The 18,332-nt window shown below is 69.2% G+C and carries 16 protein-coding genes and 2 pseudogenes; 10 read left to right on the top strand and 8 right to left on the bottom strand.

Translation table 11 applies throughout. The features are described from left to right. Position 1: 1 nt before the first annotated feature. The 3 genes and pseudogenes from ABT114_RS12265 to ABT114_RS12255 all read right to left on the bottom strand — a co-directional run bounded on the left by ABT114_RS12265 (position 2) and on the right by ABT114_RS12255 (position 3,214). The gene (locus ABT114_RS12265; RefSeq protein ID WP_351141450.1) at positions 2-874 is read right to left on the bottom strand and encodes a carbohydrate ABC transporter permease; all 873 of its coding nucleotides are present in this window, start codon (positions 872-874) and stop codon (positions 2-4) included. Next, positions 871-1,869 (bottom strand): carbohydrate ABC transporter permease, encoded by a 999-nt coding sequence (locus tag ABT114_RS12260; RefSeq protein WP_351141448.1) that lies wholly within the window; start codon positions 1,867-1,869, stop codon positions 871-873. The genes ABT114_RS12265 and ABT114_RS12260 overlap by 4 nt, the downstream gene beginning before the upstream one ends. Beyond that, a pseudogene (locus ABT114_RS12255) lies at positions 1,866-3,214 on the bottom strand (extracellular solute-binding protein). The gene ABT114_RS12260 and the pseudogene ABT114_RS12255 overlap by 4 nt, the downstream one beginning before the upstream one ends. 465 nt (positions 3,215-3,679) lie before the next feature. On the opposite strand from ABT114_RS12255, the gene ABT114_RS12250 reads away from it, so the two are divergent. From ABT114_RS12250 to ABT114_RS12215, 8 genes and pseudogenes are all read left to right on the top strand, one after another. After that, entirely contained in the window at positions 3,680-4,693 is a 1,014-nt protein-coding gene (locus tag ABT114_RS12250) for a hydroxyacid dehydrogenase (RefSeq protein ID WP_351141446.1), read from the top strand. Positions 4,694-4,859: 166 nt separating this feature from the next. Then, a complete protein-coding gene (locus tag ABT114_RS12245) occupies positions 4,860-5,957 on the top strand; it encodes a LacI family DNA-binding transcriptional regulator (protein WP_351141444.1) in 1,098 nt (365 codons plus the stop codon). Between the two features lie 280 nt (positions 5,958-6,237). After that, on the top strand, positions 6,238-7,578 hold the full coding sequence (locus tag ABT114_RS12240; protein WP_351141442.1) for an ABC transporter substrate-binding protein: 1,341 nt from the start codon (positions 6,238-6,240) through the stop codon (positions 7,576-7,578). Between the two features lie 10 nt (positions 7,579-7,588). Then, positions 7,589-8,473 (top strand): carbohydrate ABC transporter permease, encoded by an 885-nt coding sequence (locus ABT114_RS12235; protein WP_351141440.1) that lies wholly within the window; start codon positions 7,589-7,591, stop codon positions 8,471-8,473. Continuing rightward, entirely contained in the window at positions 8,473-9,387 is a 915-nt protein-coding gene (locus tag ABT114_RS12230) for a carbohydrate ABC transporter permease (protein WP_351141438.1), read from the top strand. Before ABT114_RS12235 ends, ABT114_RS12230 begins: the two co-directional genes overlap by 1 nt. 2 nt (positions 9,388-9,389) lie before the next feature. Further along, a pseudogene (locus tag ABT114_RS12225) lies at positions 9,390-9,679 on the top strand (family 43 glycosylhydrolase). Between the two features lie 121 nt (positions 9,680-9,800). Beyond that, entirely contained in the window at positions 9,801-10,847 is a 1,047-nt protein-coding gene (locus ABT114_RS12220; RefSeq protein WP_351141436.1) for a LacI family DNA-binding transcriptional regulator, read from the top strand. Between the two features lie 202 nt (positions 10,848-11,049). After that, positions 11,050-11,334: a hypothetical protein gene (locus ABT114_RS12215; RefSeq protein ID WP_351141434.1), complete on the top strand. Its 285-nt coding sequence runs from the start codon at positions 11,050-11,052 to the stop codon at positions 11,332-11,334. 32 nt (positions 11,335-11,366) lie between these two features. Here the strand turns inward: ABT114_RS12215 and ABT114_RS12210 are convergent, their stop codons facing one another. The 4 genes from ABT114_RS12210 to ABT114_RS12195 all read right to left on the bottom strand — a co-directional run bounded on the left by ABT114_RS12210 (position 11,367) and on the right by ABT114_RS12195 (position 14,400). Beyond that, complete coding sequence (locus ABT114_RS12210; RefSeq protein ID WP_351141432.1) at positions 11,367-12,170, bottom strand: bestrophin-like domain; 804 nt, start codon at positions 12,168-12,170, stop codon at positions 11,367-11,369. Between the two features lie 290 nt (positions 12,171-12,460). After that, positions 12,461-12,727: a hypothetical protein gene (locus ABT114_RS12205; RefSeq protein ID WP_351141430.1), complete on the bottom strand. Its 267-nt coding sequence runs from the start codon at positions 12,725-12,727 to the stop codon at positions 12,461-12,463. Beyond that, positions 12,724-13,587 (bottom strand): isocitrate lyase/PEP mutase family protein, encoded by an 864-nt coding sequence (locus tag ABT114_RS12200; RefSeq protein ID WP_351141428.1) that lies wholly within the window; start codon positions 13,585-13,587, stop codon positions 12,724-12,726. The genes ABT114_RS12205 and ABT114_RS12200 overlap by 4 nt, the downstream gene beginning before the upstream one ends. A 159-nt stretch (positions 13,588-13,746) precedes the next feature. Further along, positions 13,747-14,400 carry a ThuA domain-containing protein gene (locus tag ABT114_RS12195; protein ID WP_351141426.1) on the bottom strand — a complete coding sequence of 218 codons (654 nt, stop codon included), beginning with the start codon at positions 14,398-14,400 and terminating at the stop codon, positions 13,747-13,749. 278 nt (positions 14,401-14,678) lie between these two features. On the opposite strand from ABT114_RS12195, the gene ctaD reads away from it, so the two are divergent. Then, positions 14,679-16,358, top strand: coding sequence for an aa3-type cytochrome oxidase subunit I (ctaD, locus tag ABT114_RS12190; protein WP_351141424.1), 1,680 nt, complete (start codon positions 14,679-14,681; stop codon positions 16,356-16,358). Further along, entirely contained in the window at positions 16,348-16,740 is a 393-nt protein-coding gene (gene ctaF, locus ABT114_RS12185) for an aa3-type cytochrome oxidase subunit IV (protein WP_351141422.1), read from the top strand. Before ctaD ends, ctaF begins: the two co-directional genes overlap by 11 nt. Here ctaF and qcrB read toward each other — a convergent pair. Beyond that, positions 16,670-18,190, bottom strand: coding sequence for a cytochrome bc1 complex cytochrome b subunit (gene qcrB / locus ABT114_RS12180; RefSeq protein ID WP_502988320.1), 1,521 nt, complete (start codon positions 18,188-18,190; stop codon positions 16,670-16,672). The two genes, ctaF and qcrB, sit on opposite strands and share 71 nt — an antisense overlap. Positions 18,191-18,332: the final 142 nt, after the last annotated feature.

Below are 18,332 nucleotides of genomic sequence, written 5' to 3'. Positions count from 1 at the left end.
GCTACTTGAGGCCGGGGGTCGACATCCCGGCGACGAAGCCGCGCTGGGCGACGAGGAAGATCAGCAGGATGGGCACGACGTACATCACGGACGCCGCGGCCTGGAGGTTGGCGACTGGTGTGCCGGCCGAGGTGACGTAGGTGGACATGACGGCGACGGCGAGTGTGGAGCGGTCGGTGGACAGCAGCAGTTGCGGGGCGATGTAGTCGCCCCAGGTCCAGGTGAAGGCGATCACGAAGCTCGCGGACAGGACCGGCCAGGACTGCGGCAGGAAGATCCGCCAGAAGATCGTGGCGTAGCCGCAGCCGTCGACGATCGCGGCCTCCTCCAGCTCGCGGGGCAGACCGGCGAAGAACTGCCGGAAGAGGAACACGAGATACGGGGCGGCGGACAGGCCCCACAGCACCCACGGCCAGTACGTGTCGACCATGCCGAGTTTCGCGAAGATCAGGTAGGTCGGCAGGAGGGTGATGAGCTGGGGCAGCATCATCGAGCCGAGCAGGATGCCGAACAGGGTCTTCTTGCCGGGCGCGGACAGGCGGGCGAAACCGAAGCCGACCCAGGCCGAGCTGAGGGTGACGAGGGTGGCGTAGATGAGGGCGATGACGAGGGAGTTGCGGGCGTAGCCGAGGAAGTCGATGAGGTTGAACGCGTCGGTGAAGTTGTGCCACTGGACGTGGTCGGGCAGCCAGTGCACGGGAGAGGCGGCCAGTTCGGCGGGGGTCTTGAGACCGGTGAGGATGAGCCAACCGAAGGGGCCGAGGAACAGGCCGGTGAGCGCGACGAGGACCGTGTAGAGGACGAGGCGGTTGACGCGTATCCGTACCCGTGGGGCGGACCCCGTGGTCTTCGTGGGCAGGCTGGTGGCGGTCACTTCTTCGCCTCCGGGTCGACGTTGTAGAACACCGCACCGGACGTGAGCCTGAAGATGAGCCCGGTCACGGCGAGAATCAGGACGAAGAGCACCCACAGCAGCGCGGAGGCGTAGCCGTAGCGGCCGAGCGCGAAGTACTGCCCGAACACGTGCATCATGTAGAGGTAGTTGGACTGCGGCAGCGCGGTGACGCCCGCCGTGGTGCCGTCCGCGGACAGCAGCAGCGGCATGATGGTCTGCACCGAGGCGATCACGCCGGTCACCGTCTGGAACAGCAGCACGGGCGACAGCAGCGGCACGGTGATGCTGCGGAAGGTCCGCCAGGCGCTCGCTCCGTCGATGCGGGCCGCCTCGTGGAGTTCCCGGGGCACGTCCTGGAGTCCGGCCAGCGAGATGATCATGATGTTTCCGGCGCCCCAGAGCACCGTCATCAGCAGCACATAGCGGGCGTAGGGGTCGGCGAGCCAGCCGACGGCGTCGATACCGAAGAGGGTCAGGACACCGTTGGCGGCACCGGAGTTCTGGTCGAAGAGCGCCTTGAAGGCGAGGCCCGCGCCGACCGGGGGCACCACGGCCGGCAGATAGAGCAGGGTGCGGAACAGGCCACGCGCCTTGAGCGGCCGGTTGACCAGGACGGCGAGCCCGAGCCCGGCGATGATCGACAACGGCACCGAGGTCACCGCGAACAGGCCGGTGCGGCCCAGGGCGTGCCAGGTCTGCGCGTCGGAGAACAGCTCCCGGTAGTTGCCGAGCCCGACGTACCGCCAGTGGGGCGAGATACCGTCGAACGTGGTGAAGCTCAGCCACAGCGCGTACGCCATGGGAACAACGGTCAGCAGCAGGAACCCGGTGATCCAGGGTGAGGTGAACAGGTAGAACGCCCGGTGCCTGCGCGCGGTCATCGAGTTCCGGGGACGCCCGGCCGCCCGCGCCCGGCCGGCGCTCGCGGCCGGGCCGGACCGGCCCGCGACCGAGGGGATCTGTTCGACGGTCATCCCACCTGCTCCTTACCGCGCTTCAGCTGCTCGTTCATGACCGAGTTCAGGCGGCCCGCGAGGGTGTCGACGGACATGTCTCCCCGCATCGCGGCCGGGGCGGTCTGGTTGAAGAGGGCGTAGAGCGAGTCCGCCGTGGCGTAGGGCGTGAAAGCGATCACCGAGAAGTGCTTCAGCTCGGCGTTCTGCACCTCCAGCACCCGCTTCTGGTAGTCCTCCTGGGCCGGCATCAGCGTGCGCAGGGACTTCAGGGTGGGAATGCCCCAGCCGCTGGAGGCACGCGCCTTGGCCGGTGCCTCGCCGAAGAACCACTCGAAGACCCGCCATGCCGCGTCCTTGTTCCGTGCCTTCCTCGGCATCCACAGGCCGGTGCCGGCCTGGCACGGGCTGACCCGTTTGCCGCCCTGGAAGACCGGGGCGGGGGCCAGGCGGGACACCGGCGCCAGCTTCTTGTCGGCGTTGATCAGGCCGCCGAGCCAGTAGCCGGAGTTCGTCATGGCCATCCGGCCGGCCTGGTAGGTGGGCCCGTCCCAGGCGTTGGGGTCCGGCTGGATGAGGCTCGGTCCGACCTTGGCCCGGCAGTAGTCGATGTACCAGCCCAGCGCCTTGCGGGCCTCGGGAGTGGTGAAGTCGATCCGGGAGAAGTCGTCGCTGAAGAGGCTGCCTCCGGCGGCCACCGTCAGACTCGTCAGGAGATTGGGGGTGAGCACCCGTTGTAACTGCCGCCGAACACTGTCGTCTGACCGTTCTTGCGCCGCGTGAGCCGCTTGGCGGTGTCCAGCCATTCCTCGTACGTGACCGGCTCGGTCTCGGGCGGGTGGTCGACGCCCGCCTGGTCGAAGAGCGCGGTGTTGTACCAGTACATGGAGTCCTGGGAGAAGTCCTTGGCCATGCCGTAGCGCGGGCCCTTGCCCTGGGTCCGGCCGTCGTACCGCCACAGGTCGTTCACCGGGTCCAGGTCGTCGAGCGCGAGGACGCCGCTCCGGGCGAAGTACGGGTCCAGTTCCTCCATCACGTCCCGCGCCGCGAAGTACGGCGCGTCCACGGCACCGACACCGCGCACCAAGTCGGGCGGGTTGCCGTTGGTCATCATCCCGATCAGCTTGGTGAGGTCGTACCGCACCGTGACGATCTTGACGCCGATGTCCTTCTGGGCCTGCTTGACCAGTTCCGGAGAGAGGTCGTCGGGCTTGACCATCAGCGTGACGGTCTCGCCGGAGCCGCTCACCGAGCTGGACACCTGCAGGGCACAGCCGTTGAGCGCCGCCGCACCGGCCACGGCACCGCCGGCCGACAGGGCGAGGAAACGGCGACGACTGGGGGGAGTACCGGCATGCGAGCGCATGGACGCCTCACCTTCCGCATCGGGGACAGGCCGGAGGACAGAGAAGAACAGCGGCGAACCGGGCTGGCGCGGTAACAGGTAGCAACCGTTTGCTTCAGCCGAGTGGGGCAGAGCTTCAACCGCCCGAGCGGACTCGTCAAGGGGCTGCGCGAATTTTCGAAAACCCCGCACGACAGCGACGACACACGCGAGCCGGCTCACCCGTCACCGCGCGAGCCGTAGCGACACGGGCACTGAACTGGTGATTCTTCCCGGCCGGACCGCAGCGCCCACCGGCGGCGGCGACGCCCCGCACACGGACACGCCGCACCGGGGCGACTGACGGGCCCCGTTCCCAGCGCACGACAACTGGTGGTGACCAGCCCCCGCCCAGCTCCATCCCACCGATTGACCCCGCCCCCACCCAGACCTACGGTAGAACACGCTTTCAGAAAACGTTTCCTCCGCACGCATCTCAGGAGAGTCATGCCCAGCGCCCAGCTGCCCAGGGCCGTGTTCGCCATGGATCCGGTGCACCTCCCCCTGCTCTTCCCGGCGCCCCTCCAGGCCCGGCTCCGGCAGACGGCAGAGATCGACCCCGCCCTCGTCGTACGGGACTTCGCCGACCCCGCCACCGCACCGGCGCTGGCCCGCGCCGAGGTACTGATCACCGGCTGGGGTTGCCCCCGCCTCGACACGGACACGCTGGCCGCGGCACCCCGGCTGCGCACGGTGCTGCACGCCGCCGGCTCCGTGCGTTCGCTGGTCGGCGACGCCCTGTGGACGCACGGGGTCGCGGTCTCCAGCGCGGTCACCGGCAACGCGCTGCCGGTCGCCGAATACACGCTCGCGATGATCCTGCTCACCGGGAAGGACGCGTTCACCCACCGCGAGCGCTTCCGCGCCACCCACGCCCAGCCCTCCCGCGCCGAGACCGCGGCCACCGGCAACCTCGGCCGCCGGATCGGCGTCATCGGCGCCTCCCGCGTCGGCCGCCGACTGCTCGAACTGCTGCGGCCGTTCGACTTCGAGGTCCTCCTCTACGACCCTTACGTCGACACCGCCGAAGCCCGCGCGCTCGGCGCCGAACTCCTGACGCTGGAGGACCTGCTGCGCCGCAGCGACATCGTCAGCCTGCACGCCCCCGACATCCCCGAGACCCACCGCATGCTCGACCGCGACCGGCTCGCCCTGATCCGGAGCGGCGGCGTACTGATCAACACGTCCCGGGGCGCGCTGGTCGACCCCGACGCCCTCACCGACGAACTGGTCTCGGGCCGGCTGCACGCGGTCCTCGACGTCACCGAACCCGAACCCCTGCCCGCCACGTCCCCCCTCTACCGGCTCCCCAACGTCTTCCTCACCCCGCACATCGCGGGCTCCCTCGGCAACGAGCTGGAGCGGCTCGGCCGCATCGTCGTCGAGGAACTGGAACGCCTGGCCACGGGCCTGCCCCTGGCCCACGAGGTACGGCACGCGGACCTGACCAGGGTCGCCTGATGCCCGCCGCCGAAGCCCCGTCCGCCCCACGGCGCCCAGCCGTCCGACCCGGCCGTCCACAGGCCGTGATGCCGGAAGGGACGATGGGATACGGTTTCCGCACCACCGACGGCGCGGCGCATGGCCGCCGCGGTGATCGGGTCATGACGGTGAAGGAGCCCCGAGGGTGAGTCAGCGCAGGGCGACCGGTGACGCCGCGGGCCGGGCGACCATCCGGGACGTGGCGGAACGCGCGGGCGTCTCCGTGGCGAGCGTGTCGCGCGTGCTCTCAGGGAACTACCCGGTCTCCGAGGAGCTGCGCCGCCGGGTGATGAAGGTCGTCCGCGACCTGGACTACGTCACCAACGCCCACGCCCGCTCCCTGGCCGGCGGCGGCACCCCGACCGTGGCGATCCTCATCAACAACATCACCGGCGCCGCCTTCGCCCACGTGGCCAAGGGGGTCGAGGGCGCGGCCACCCTGCGCGGCTGGCTGTCGCTGGTCGGCACCACCGGCGACGACCCCGAGCGTGAACTCGCCCTGGTCAACCTCATGCGCCAGCAGGGCGTCGCCGCGGTGGTGCTGCTCGGCGGTGCCTACGACTACGACGAGTACCAGCTGCGCATGGCCCGCTTCGCCCGCTCCCTCGACGCGGCCGGATCCCACCTCGTCCTGGTCGGCAGGCCTCCGCTGGAGGGCGACGTACCGGCCACGACGGTCGACTACGACAACGAGTCCGGCGCCTACGCGATGGCCAGCCACCTGCTGTCGGCCGGCCACCGCGAGATCCTGGTGCTGCCGGGCCCGGCCGAACTCACCACCGCCCAGGGACGGTTGCGCGGGGCGCGGCGGGCCTTCGAGGCGTACGGGGTGCCGTTCGACCCGGGCCTGGTGCGGCACGGGCCGTACGACGACGAGCACGGCCACCGGGCCGTCGAGACGGCGCTGCGCGAGGGCGTGGCCTTCACGGCCGTACTCGCCGGGACCGACGTCGTCGCCGCGGGCGCGATGCAGGCGCTGCGCACGTCGGGCCTGCGGGTGCCGGAGGACGTGTCGATCGTCGGCTACGACGACATCCCGCTGGCCTCCCAGCTCACCCCCCAACTGACCACCGTGCACGTGCCGTACGAGGAGATGGGCCGCGTCGCGCTGCGCGCGGTGGCCGACCGGCGCGAGGGCTCCGGGGCGGGCCGCCGCAAGGGCGGCGACGGTGAGCATCTGGTGCTGGGCACCCATGTCGTCGTACGTCACTCGGTCGCACCGCCGAAGCGGCACAGCAGCTGACAGGCGTCGATCTGGTTTCGCCACAGCCTTCTGATCCAGTTTCGTAAACGGTTTCCGCTCCATTTCAAGGCCGACTCGACCAAATTCCGGCACACCCCTTGATACGGCTGGGCTTCTCGGCCTACCGTCCCAGCAATCGGTTTCTACAGCTTCCGCTTGGCCGACCCCCGCAACCGCGAGCCGACGTCCCCGTCGACGTCTTCCGGCCGCCGTCCCTGGCCAGTACCGAGCCGCCGTCCTCTCGTTCAAAGACGCCTACTTTCCGAAGGATCACGGTCAGATGAACTCCATCAGCCCCCGGAGAAGGTTCGCCCGCGCCGCCGTAGCGGGTCTCGCGCTGACAGGTCTGCTCGCCGCTTGCGGCGGGTCCGGCTCCGGGGACGACTCGTCCTCCGGGGCGTCCGGCCCGGTCACCCTCCCCTTCTGGGGCTGGGCCAACGGCCAGGAGGCCGTCGTCAAGGCGTTCAACGCCGCTCACAAGGACGTCAAGCTCAAGTACACCAAGGTCACCGACCAGTTGACCATGCAGAAGCAGCTGACCAACGCGGTGAAGGCGAAGAACGCGCCCTGCCTGGTGCAGAACACCGCCGAGTACGTGACCAGTTGGGTCTCGCAGGGCGCACTCGCCGACATCACCAAGTACGTCGAGGCCGACAAGGACAAGTTCAACTCCGGCTCCTGGGCCGCCGCGCAGGTACAGGGCAAGCTCTACGGCGTCCCCACCAGCTCCGCGCCCAACTTCACCATCTACCGCACCGACATCTTCCGGAAGTACGGCCTGAAGGCCCCTGCCACCTGGGACGACTTCATCGCCGCGGGCAAGGAGCTGAAGAAGCACGGCGTCAAGATCACCAACTTCGCCGGTGAGGATCCGAGCACCCTGGAGGTGCTCGCCATGCAGGCCGGGGCGCACTGGTACGCGATCGACGGCAACTCCTGGAAGGTGGACTTCCAGGACGAGGGCACTCTCAGGGCGGCGCAGGTGATCCAGGAGATCATCGACAACGACCTCAACTCCAAGCTGTCCTTCGCCGACTACGCGGCCGTGCAGCGCAACTACGACGACGGCGGCACAGCGACCCGGCAGATCTCCACCTGGCAGATGGCGGGCATGGTGCAGAACTTCACCAAGTCCGACGGCAAGTGGGCCCTTTCGCCATGGCCGACGTTCAGCGGTGAGGCGGCCAAGACCCCGGCCGGCACCAACCTCACGGGCAGCCTGACCCTGGTCACCAAGCAGTGCGACCACCAGCAGCAGGCCGCCGAGGCCGCCCTGTGGATGTCCACGAACGCCGGCGCGGTGAAGACGATGGCGAGCCCGGAAACCGGCAACGGTGTGATGCCGGCGCTGGCCGACAGCAGCGCCTACGTCGACGACGCGATCTCCGCCAAGCTCCTCGGCACGAACTACGAGCCGGCCAAGAAAGTCGTGACCGACAGCCTGAGCACGGTCACCACCGACTGGACCTTCGGCCCCGACTGGACCGCGATGTTCACGGAGATGCAGGCCGGCTGGGCCAAGGTCGTCAACAAGCAGCAGAAGGTCACCGACCTGCTGGCGCACATGCAGCAGTGGACGGTCGACGACCTGAAGTCCCGCGGCATCAGCGTCAAGGGCTGAGGAAGCAGCGATGATCCGCTCCCAGCGCTGGAAGGGCGCCGCCTTCACGGTGCCCTTCCAGCTCGGCTTCGTCTTCCTCTACCTGGTCCCCATCGGCTACGCCGTCCACCAGTCCCTCTTCCGCGAGCAGCAGTCCGGACTCGGTCTCGGCGGGGCGACGGAGAAGTTCTCGGGCCTGGCCAACTACCGACAGGGCCTGACCGACCCGGCGTTCCTGAGTTCCATCCTGCGCGTGGTGCTGTTCGCCTGTGTCCAGATCCCGGTGATGCTGTTCGTCAGCCTGGTGCTGGCGCTGTTCCTGGACGCGCTCACGTCCAGGGTGGCGAGCAGGTTCCGGATCCTGCTGCTGGTGCCGTACATGATCCCCGGGGTGGTCGCGGCGATCGTGTGGATCAACCTCTACAGCCCCTCGGTCGGCCCGCTCACCTCGCTGGGCAAGCTGTTCGGCTCCTCCTGGAACTTCTTCGCGCCGTCCATGGTCTGGCCGTCCATCGGCAACCTGCTGACCTGGCACGGCATCGGCTACAACATGGTGATCATCTACGCCGCGCTCCAGGCCGTGCCGCGCGAACTGTTCGAGGCCGCGCGTCTGGACGGCGCCTCCGAGATCCGGATCGCGCGCAGCATCAAGGTCCCGTACGTGCGCGGGGCGCTCGTCCTGACGGGTCTGCTCTCCATCATCCAGATGCTGCAGATCTTCAACGAGCCCGCACTGTTCCGGAACGTCACCCCGCAGACAGTGGACGACAGCTTCACCCCGATCATGATCATCTACAACCAGGCGTTCAACGCCGGCAACTACCACTACGCCGCTGCCCTGTCGGTGCTGCTCGCCCTCATCCTCGGCATCGCCTCCTTCCTCTTCTACCGGCTGACTTCGAGGGAGACCGACTGATGGTGCTCACCGAAAACCGCGCCAAGCAGCCCCCCACACCGGCCGTGCGCCGGCTCACCCGCCCGGACCCGGCGGCCCGCGGCCGGGGCGGCCAGCGCTTCGTCCTCGTCGGCCTGGTCCTGGCCGGCGCCTACAGCCTGTTCCCGGTGTGGTGGCTGATCGTCGCCGCGACGAAGGACCGTACGGGGCTGTACCAGAGCAACGGCCTGTGGTTCTCCGGCATGCACCTGTGGGACAACCTGCACCAGCTGTTCACCTACGAGGACGGCATCTTCCTGCGCTGGACCGCCAACTCGCTGCTGTACGCGGGTGTCGGCTCTCTCGGCGGCACGCTCATCGCCCTCGCCACGGGCTACGGCCTGGCCCGCTTCGACTTCCCGGGCCGCAGCGCGGTGTTCGCGTGCGTGGTGGGCTCGTTCCTGATCCCGATCGCCCTGCTCACCCTCCCGCTGTACCTGCTGTTCTCCGCGATCGGCCTGGTCGACACCCCCTGGGCGATGCTGATCCCCTGCCTGATCAACCCGTTCAGCGTCTACCTCGCCAAGGTCTACACCGAGGCCACGGTCCCCTTCGAACTCCTGGAGGCGGCCCGCCTGGACGGCGCCGGCGAACTCCGCATCTTCTTCAGCATCGTGCTGCGGATGATGACGACGGGCGGCGCCACGGTGTTCCTGCTGGCCTTCGTCAACACCTGGAACGCCTTCTTCCTCCCGCTCACGGTGCTGCGTGGCGAGGAGAACTGGACGCTCAACCTGGGCCTGTACAACTGGTCCGGCAGACGCCTGGAGTCGGGCGTCGACCTGACCAGCCTGGTCCTGACGGGCGCGCTGCTCTCCATCGTGCCGATGGCGATCATGATGGTCGCGATGCGCCGCTACTGGCGTACCGGGGTCACGCTGGGAGCCCTCAAGTGACCGTGCAGCAGGCGGCCTCGGCGACCGTACTGCGCAACCCGGTGATCCGCGGCTTCGCTCCGGACCCGTCGCTGGTCCGGGCGGGCGACTGGTACTACGTGGCGATCAGTTCCTTCGAGTGGTTCCCGACGATCCCGGTCGGCCCGCCGCTGGACTTCAGCCGCCTGTCCGACGACCACGGCTCGCGGCTGCGTTTCACCGGCGCGATGGCCGGGATCCACGCCCGGGATCTGGTCGACGCGTCCTTCAGGCCGACTTCCGCGACTTCCGGCTGACGTGCACGCCCGCGTAAGGCCGTTCCGAAAGTCCCGAGGCGCAAGATCCGGTGATTCCCGGTCTCTTCACGTCGCGTGGAGACACACCTAGGATAGCAAGCGCTTTCTGCGCGCTGGTGTCCGGAGAGGTGGTTCCCGATGGTCCGTACGGGGAGTGCGAGCGTGACGGCCGGACCGACACTGGCGGTCGTGGCCCGCGAGGCGGGGGTGTCGGTGCCGACCGCCTCCAAGGTGGTCAACGGCCGGGAGGACGTGGCGCCCGAGACGCGCCGCCGGGTCACGGAGGCACTGGACCGGCTCGGTTACGTCCGCAGACCGAGGTTCGACACGGTCAGAACGCCCCGGCTGGTCGACCTCGTCGTGCACTCGCTGGACAGCTCGTGGTCGGGTGCGGTGCTGCACGGGGTGGAGGAGGCGGCCCACGACGCGGGCCTGGACGTGATCGTCTCGGCTGCCGGCCCCTCCCGGACCCGGAGCGGCCACCCGCAGCGCGGCTGGCTGGACAAGCTCTCCGCGCGCGGCTCGGCCGGAGTGCTGTTCAACCTCGCCGAGCTGACGGAGTCCCAGTACGCCTGGCTCGACCAGCACCGCATCCCGTACGTGATGATCGACCCGGTCCTCGAACCGCCGCCGGGCGTCGTGTCGGTGGGCGCGGCGAACTGGCAGGGCGGGGTCACGGCGACCGAGCACCTGCTGTCGCTCGGCCACGAGCGGATCGCCGTGATCGCCGGCCCGCGCCACAAACTGTGCAGCAGCGCCCGGGTCGCCGGCTACCGCTCGGCATTGGCGTCGGCCGGACTGCGCCAACGGCCCGAATACCTGCGCTACGCCGACTTCGACGAGGCCACCGGCCTCCTCCGCATGCGGGAACTGCTCGACCTGCCCGAACCACCCACGGCCGTCTTCGTCTGCTCGGACAGCATGGCGCTCGGGGCGTACGAGGCGCTGGCCGAGCGGGGACTGAAGGTCCCGTACGACATCAGCGTGGTCGGCTTCGACGACCTCCCCGAGGCCCGCTGGGCCACCCCGCCCCTGACCACCGTCCGCCAGCCACTGGCGGAGATGGCCGCGACGGCACTGCGCCTGCTGGTACGGATGATGGACGGCCACCGCCCGGAGGGAACCCGCACGGAACTGTCGACGCGCCTGGTGGAACGCGCGAGCACGGCTCCGCCGGGGGGCTGAGGTGGGCGACGACCTCGGGCCAATGGCTCTGGCCAGAGTTCCGTAAAGCCCCCGTTCCGCAGCCCTGGCCACAGCAGATGCCCGGTTCGGATCACCCATGCGCCTGTCCGAGTGCCTTTCGGACATCCCGCGAGCGAGAGACGCGGGTGGGTGGTAGGTCGTTTCGGGTGAGTTGACCTTGGGATCCGTGAGGAGATCAGCTATGTACGCAGTAGTTCGGCGGTACGACGGGGTGACGGATCCTGCCGAGGCGGGACGCCGAGTGGACGAGGGATTCGTGCCTCTCCTCCGCCAAGTACCCGGATTCGTGGCCTACTACTGGGTTGACGCCGGGCATGGAGTGATGGTCTCTACCAGCGTCTTCGAAGACCAAGCCGGAGCCGAAGAGTCGATCAAGAGGGCGGCGGACTTCGTACGGGACAACCTCGCGTCGCTGCTCCCCAACCCTCCTCAGGTCACGGCCGGCCAAGTTGTGGCTGCTGGGTAGCGACCTCCGAAGTGGCGCTGGTTGGTTCCCACCTACCCAACATGCCTACTGCCGAAGAAGCCGGACTTCAGGTCCCCGACGATGGCGTCGAGTGGATGCCCACTGACGATGAACGGTCCACTCCAGGGCGCGCTGAGTGCGAAGAGCAACGCCAGGCTCAGCCCGACCACACTCGCAACACCCACGACGAGCAGTGACGTTCGCAGGCTGCTGCGGAAGACCAGTGCACCGGAGTTCACGATCAAGGCCAGCCCGCTGACCACAAGCGTGACGACGTAGAGCGAGGGAACGTCGCGCGCGGCGGACGCGACGCGGGCGCGACGACTACTGGTGACACCGTCCAGGGAAGCCAACACCTCCGTGCCTGTCGGGGTTCCCACCTCGGGCCGGGCCGCCTCGGCGCGCACGCTCCGCTCCAGCCGTGCGATCGCGTGAGCGGTGGCCGGGTCGTCACCGGACGCCGCTGCTGTACCCTCCCATTCCCTGGCACGCGTGGTCTGCAAGTAGTCCAGCAGTGCCGCATGGATCGGCTCCGACTGGACTCGCGGACTTGTCGCCGCCCATGCCAGGCGGGAGGCCGCGGCCGCCTCGTCGCTCACCAGTCCCTCTGCTGCGCGCAGGTAGCCGGCCTCGCTGGCCAGTGAGAGTGCCGCAAAGATCGCGAAGGCAGCGCCGAGTGTCGGCATCAAGGGCGTGGCGATCTGCGGCACCCGGTCCTGTTCCCCGACCGGTACGAGCGCCCGGACGCCGACCCGCGCCACGGCCGCGACCAGTAAGGCGAGTAAGAGCCCGCCCACCACCAGCGCCGGCGCCGGCAGCGAGGTCAACCAGTTCACCACATCACCTACAGCGCGTTCCCGCGAGCGCCACACGGCGGCGGCGTATCGGCCCCCGCGACCTGGAGCTCCTCGTCGATCACTTTCAATGAACGCTCCATGATCACAGGTCGAAGACCTTTGACGCTCGCGACGCCCGGCCAGCCGTCCCTCGTACTGGGCCGTACTCGGCTGATTGGCCGACGAAGCGAGATGCCGTGCACACATGATGCTGCGGCCGGTGGTGGAAATGTGACGGCCGGGCGCCGCTGAGTGCGGTGCCCGGCCGTCGTACTGCGGCGGACCGTTCGTCAGTCGCCGTCGCCCTCGTGCTGCTTCGCCCCGACGAGGGCCTCCATCATGTCGACGGCGCTCCCGTCGTGGTCGCTGCCCGCGGTGCCGCTGCTGCCCTGCTGGACGTTGGCGGCGCGGTCGACCTCGAGGATCGAGTCGGCCTGGGAGTTGTCGATCACTGTGATGAAACCGCCGCCGGCGGCCGCGGGGGGCGCCGCGGCACCCAGGAGGGCCGCCGCCAGAACCGCCGCCCTGCGCAGTCGCCGGGGTCCGGCCTGGCTCACGCGCTCACCCGCTGGGCTTCGGACCGCAGGCGGGCGATGTTGCGCTCCAGCAGGCGAGTAGCGGCCTTGACGCCGATGCCGCTCGTGGTGTCCACCTCGGGCAGCCGGCCGTCCGCCTCCTTGAGACCGGCGAGGGCGGAGTGCATCGCCTCGTGGGCCGCGAACAGGCACGGCGTGCTGTAGATCGCCACGTCGACGCCGAGTTCGTCGAGCTCGGTCAGCGAGATTCTGGGGGACTTGCCGCCGGCGATCTGGTTGAACAGCAGCGGCTTGTCCCCCACCACGTCACGGATCCGGCGGATCCACTCCACGCTGCGGACCCCGTCCACGAGGACCACGTCCGCGTCCGTCGCGGCCAGCGTCTTGGCCCGGTGCAGGATGTCGTCCTCGTCGGTGGCGTCCGTGCGGGCCACCACGACCAGGTCACGGCGGGTCGCCAGCACCATCTCCAGCTTGGCGAGGTACTCGTGCAGCGGCAGCACCTGCTTGCCGTCGGCGTGCCCGCACCGGCGCGGCCGCTTCTGGTCCTCCAGGATCACCCCGGAGGCCCCGATCCGCTCCAGGCCCTCCACCACATGGCAGGCGACCTCGGGATCGACGTACCCGTCGTCGATGTCCACCAGCAGGTGGTGCTGCGGGAACGCGCCCCGCAGCCGCTGGACGAACGCCATCATGTCCGGCCAGGCGATGAAACCGATGTCCGGCAGCCCGTAGTGCGAGGCCGCGAAGCCGAAGCCGGAGACGAACATCCCGTCGTAGTGGTCGGCCGCGATCGACGCCGAGTACATGTCGTACACGCCGATCAGCGGAGTGGTCCCCGGCCCGGCGATCTGCTCCCGCAGCTTCTTTCCGTAAGTCAAGGTCCGGCTCCTCCAATGGGATTGAACACGCTGCACCGTGTGGCCGTCGCGACATGACGGCCCTTTGCCAAGACAAGAGGATCTCTATGGCGAGTCAGAACTCTTCCCTTGGACGGGCTTTGCTCACTCCAATGGTGCAAGCGGTTCACCGGAGAAACGTCACTCGTCCGCCAGCCGGCCCGCCCAGTCGATTCCGCCGCGCAGGTGGGCGCGGAAGTCCGGGTCCACGTAGGCGGCGGAGGCATGGCCGAGGGCCGTGTAGAAGACCCGGCCGGCGCCCTGCTCCCGGCACCAGACCAGCGGATGGTCGTCGCCCATGCCGCCGCCGGAGTACGACGACTCGTCGGCGCGGGCCAGGACGCGCACCGCGCCGCGCGGGTTGGTGTGGAAGTCGTACCACTCGTCGGTGAACTCCCAGACGGCGGGCAGTTGCCGGGTGGCGGGATGGCCGCGGTCCTCGACGACGGCCTTGCCTGGCTGGTACTCGGGGTGCCGGGCGAAGCGCGCGCCGAGCAGTTCGCCGTAGTAGGGCCAGTCGTACTCGGTGCAGGCCGCCGCGTGTACGCCCACGAAGGCACCGCCCGACTCGACGTACCCGGCGAGCCGTTCCCGGCCGGCCGGGGTCAGCACCTCGCCGCTGGTGGAGAGGAAGACGACGGCCGCGTACGCGTCCAGGGGCCGTTCGAGGGCGGTGGGGTCCTCGGTGTGGTCGACCTCGAATCCGCCGAGGGTGCGTACGGCGGCGACGGCGTCGGGGATGGAGTCGTGGCGGTAGGCGGTGGTGCGGGTGTACACGAGCAGGCGGGCGGTCATGGCGCAGGACCCTATTTCACCTCGCCCCACAGGGCCCAGGGACCTCGATGGACGAAAACTTTCGAGGCGGCACAGGGCGGGTCAGGTGCCGCCGGGGCCCCGCTTTTCCGTAGCGGTCATGTGCGCCGGGCACCCGGAGCCGACAAGCGCATACTCCGTCGGCGGACAGGAGGCGTGGCGCGGGCGCCTTCCCCCGGTCACGGGCAGTAGCGTCGCACGGAGAGCCGTCCGCACCTGGTGGCGCCGGTGCCGCCGGGGTACCGCCGTGGAGGAGGACGATGACCGAACTGTCGGAGAGCACCGAGGAACTCCGGCGGCCCTCCGCGTCCCGCAGCTCCTTGGGCCGTACGCTGCTGCGCTGGGCGTCCACGACCGACCACAAGGAGATCGGACGCCTGTACATGGTCACGGCGTTCTGTTTCTTCCTCTTCGCCGGTCTGCTGGCGCTCGGTATGCGGGCCGAACTCGCGCGTCCCGGGCTGCAGTTCCTCAGCGAGCACGGCTACAACCAGTTCGTCACCATCCACGGCACGATCATGATGCTGCTGTTCGCGACCCCGATGTTCGCCGGGTTCGCGAACGCCGTGATGCCGCTCCAGATCGGCGCGCCGGACGTGGCCTTCCCCCGGCTCAACGCGTTGTCCTACTGGATGTACCTCTTCGGCGGCCTGATGGTCGTCTCGGGGTTCCTGGTGCCGGGCGGCGCGGCGGCGTTCGGCTGGTTCGCGTACGCGCCGCTGAACAGCGCCTACCACTCGCCCGGCGCGGGCGGTGACCTGTGGGTGATGGGGCTCGTGGTCACCGGCGTGTCCACCACGCTGGGCGCGGTCAACTTCATCACCACGATCCTGTGTCTGCGCGCCCCGGGACTGACGATGTTCCGGATGCCGATCTTCACCTGGAACGTGCTGTTCACGTCGATCCTGGTGCTGCCCGCGTTCCCGGTGCTGACGGCGACGCTGCTGGCGCTGGAGTCGGACCGGAAGTTCGCCTCGCACGTCTTCGACGCGACGAACGGCGGCGCCATCCTGTGGCAGCACCTGTTCTGGTTCTTCGGCCATCCCGAGGTGTACATCGTGGCGCTGCCGTTCTTCGGGATCATCACGGAGATCATCCCGGTGTTCTCGCGCAAGCCGCTCTTCGGCTATCTGCCGATGATCGGTGCGACGATCGCGATCACCATGCTGTCCGCGGTGGTGTGGGCGCACCACATGTTCGCGACGGGCGCGGTGCTGCTGCCGTTCTTCTCGCTGATGTCGTTCCTGATCGCCGTGCCCACCGGCATCAAGTTCTTCGCGTGGATCGGCACGATGCACAACGGGTCCCTGTCCTTCGAGACACCGATGCTGTGGGCGATGGGGTTCCTGATGTCGTTCCTGCTGGGCGGGCTGAGCGGGGTGCTCATCGCGTCGCCGCCGCTGGACTTCCACCTCACCGACTCGTACTTCATCGTGGCGCACCTGCACTACGTGCTGTTCGGCACCGTGGTCTTCGCGATGTTCGCCGGGTTCTACTTCTGGTGGCCGAAGTTCACCGGGAAGATGCTGGACGAGCGGTTGGGCAAGCTGCACTTCTGGCTGCTGTTCCCGGGGTTCCAGCTGACGTTTCTGGTCCAGCACTGGCTCGGCGAGCAGGGCATGCCGCGGCGGTACGCCGACTATCTGCCCGGCGACGGTTTCACGCTGCTCAACACGCTCTCGACGGCGGGAGCGTTCCTGCTCGGTGTCTCCACCCTGCCGTTCCTCTACAACGTGTGGCACACGAGCCGGCACGGGCAGCGGGTCCAGGTGGACGACCCCTGGGGGTACGGGCGGGGACTGGAGTGGGCGACGTCCTGTCCGCCGCCCCGGCACAACTTCGTGGCGCTGCCCCGGGTGCGCTCGGAGGCGCCGGCCTTCGATCTGCACCATCCGACCATCGCGCAGCGGAGACGGGAGCAGTTGCCCCATGCGGACTGAGGCGTGGCTGTTCGGCGGTGTCGCCGCCTTCTTCGGGGGCACCGCGGTGCTCTACGGCATCTGGTCGCACGCCGATCCGGCCGGTACGGCGGCGCTGATCGTCGCCTTCCTCATGGCCGCGGTGATCTCGTTCTTCTGCGCGATGAACTACCGGCGCAGGGGACGGCGCCCCCAGGACCGCCCCGACGCCGAGGTGGCCGACGGCGCCGGGCCGCTGGAGTTCTTCCCGCCGGAGAGCCGCTGGCCGATCGTCACCGCCGCCGGGTTCGCGGTCGCCGCGACGGGGGTGGTGTACGGGCTGTGGCTGTTCCTCATCGGCGTCGGCGTACTGGGAGCCGGGGTGTACGGAATGGTGTTCCAGTACGCCGGCCGGGAGGGCTGATCGGGGTCCTGGGGGCACCGGGCCGGAACTGCTCCACCGGCACCTGGTCGCTCTCGTAGCCCCCGGCGACGGACTGACGCACCTCACCGGTCTCCTCGCCCTCGGTCAGGCGTTCGTGCTCCGACTCCAGCAGGGCGTGGCACAGACGCCGGGTGACCATGAAGGCCAGGACCGGGCCCACGACGAGGGCGACGCGCAGGATCCAGGTGATGACGTTCACGGAGATGCGGAACGCCAGGGCGATGACGTCGTTGCCGCCGCCCAGCAGCAGAACGCCGTAGAAGACGATGCCGGCGACGCCGAGCCCGGTGCGCACGGGGCGTTCGCGCGGGCGGTCGCACAGATGGTGTTCCCGCTCCCACTCCCCCGTGAGCCGCTGCTCGACGAAGGGATACACGTACAGGACGAGGAAGAAGAGACCGGGAAGGACGACGGCAGGCAGCAGGACGTTCCACATGAGGGTGTGGCCGGCGAGGTTCGTCTCCCAGGGCGGCACGAGCCGTAGCGCGCCCTCCAGGAAGCCGACGTAGAAGTCGGGCTGGGAGCCGGTCGACACGACGTCCGGGCGGTAGGGGCCGTAGACCCAGACCGGGTTGATCTGTGCGAGCCCGGCGAGCAGGGTCAGCACGCCGAAGGCCATGAGGGACAGGCCGGCCGAGGACGCCGTGAACTGAGGGACCATCGGCTTGCCGACGGCGTTCGTGTCGGTCTTGCCCGGGCCGCGCCACTGGGTGTGCTTCAGGTGGAAGACCAGGATCAGGTGGACGGTGACCAGGGCGATCAACACGCCGGGCAGCAGCAGGATGTGCAGGCTGTACAGCCGGGTCACGATGTCCTGCCCCGGGAACTCGGCCCCGAACGCGAACATGCTCACGTAGGTGCCCACCACCGGGAGGGACAGCATGATGCCCTGCGCGATGCGCAGTCCCGTGCCGGAGAGCAGGTCGTCGGGGAGCGAGTAGCCCGCGAACCCCTCGGCCAGGGCGAGCGTCAGGAGGGTGACGCCGATGACCCAGTTCATCTCCCGGGGCCTGCGGAAGGCGCCGGTGAAGAAGATCCGCAGCAGATGCACGCCGATCGCGGCGACGAAGACGAGGGCCGCCCAGTGGTGCAGCTGCCGGATGAGCAGTCCGCCGCGCACGTCGAAGCTGATGTGCAGGGTGGAGTCGAAGGCCGCGGACATGAGGATGCCGCGCAGGGGCACGTACGAGCCGTCGTAGACGACCTCGCGCATCTCGGGTTCGAAGAAGAAGGTCAGCCAGACGCCCGTCAGCAGCAGGACGATCAGGCTGTAGAGCGCCAGCTCGCCGAGGAAGAACGACCAGTGGTGGGGGAAGGCCTTGCGCAGGAGTGCGCCGCCGCCGTCGTACAACGGCAGCCGGGCGTCGGCGGCGTCGGCCAGGCGCTCGCCGCGGTGGCGGGCCCGGCCTGCGGGCAGCTCGCGGTCCACGGCACGCCCCCTTCTGCCCTGTGTCGCGTCGTCGGTCGTCACTGGGGATGCCTAGCCGCCGGGCCGCCCGGCGAGTACGCCGGGTGCGTGAAACACTCGCGCGGCTGGGCGGCGACACCCTTTTGGCCGACCGGGCAGGGGG

It is taken from the genome of Streptomyces sp. NPDC002088, assembly GCF_040296605.1.
Classification (GTDB): domain Bacteria; phylum Actinomycetota; class Actinomycetes; order Streptomycetales; family Streptomycetaceae; genus Streptomyces.
Note: the sequence above shows the minus strand (reverse complement) of the source record. Positions and strands in the feature narration are given on the sequence as shown.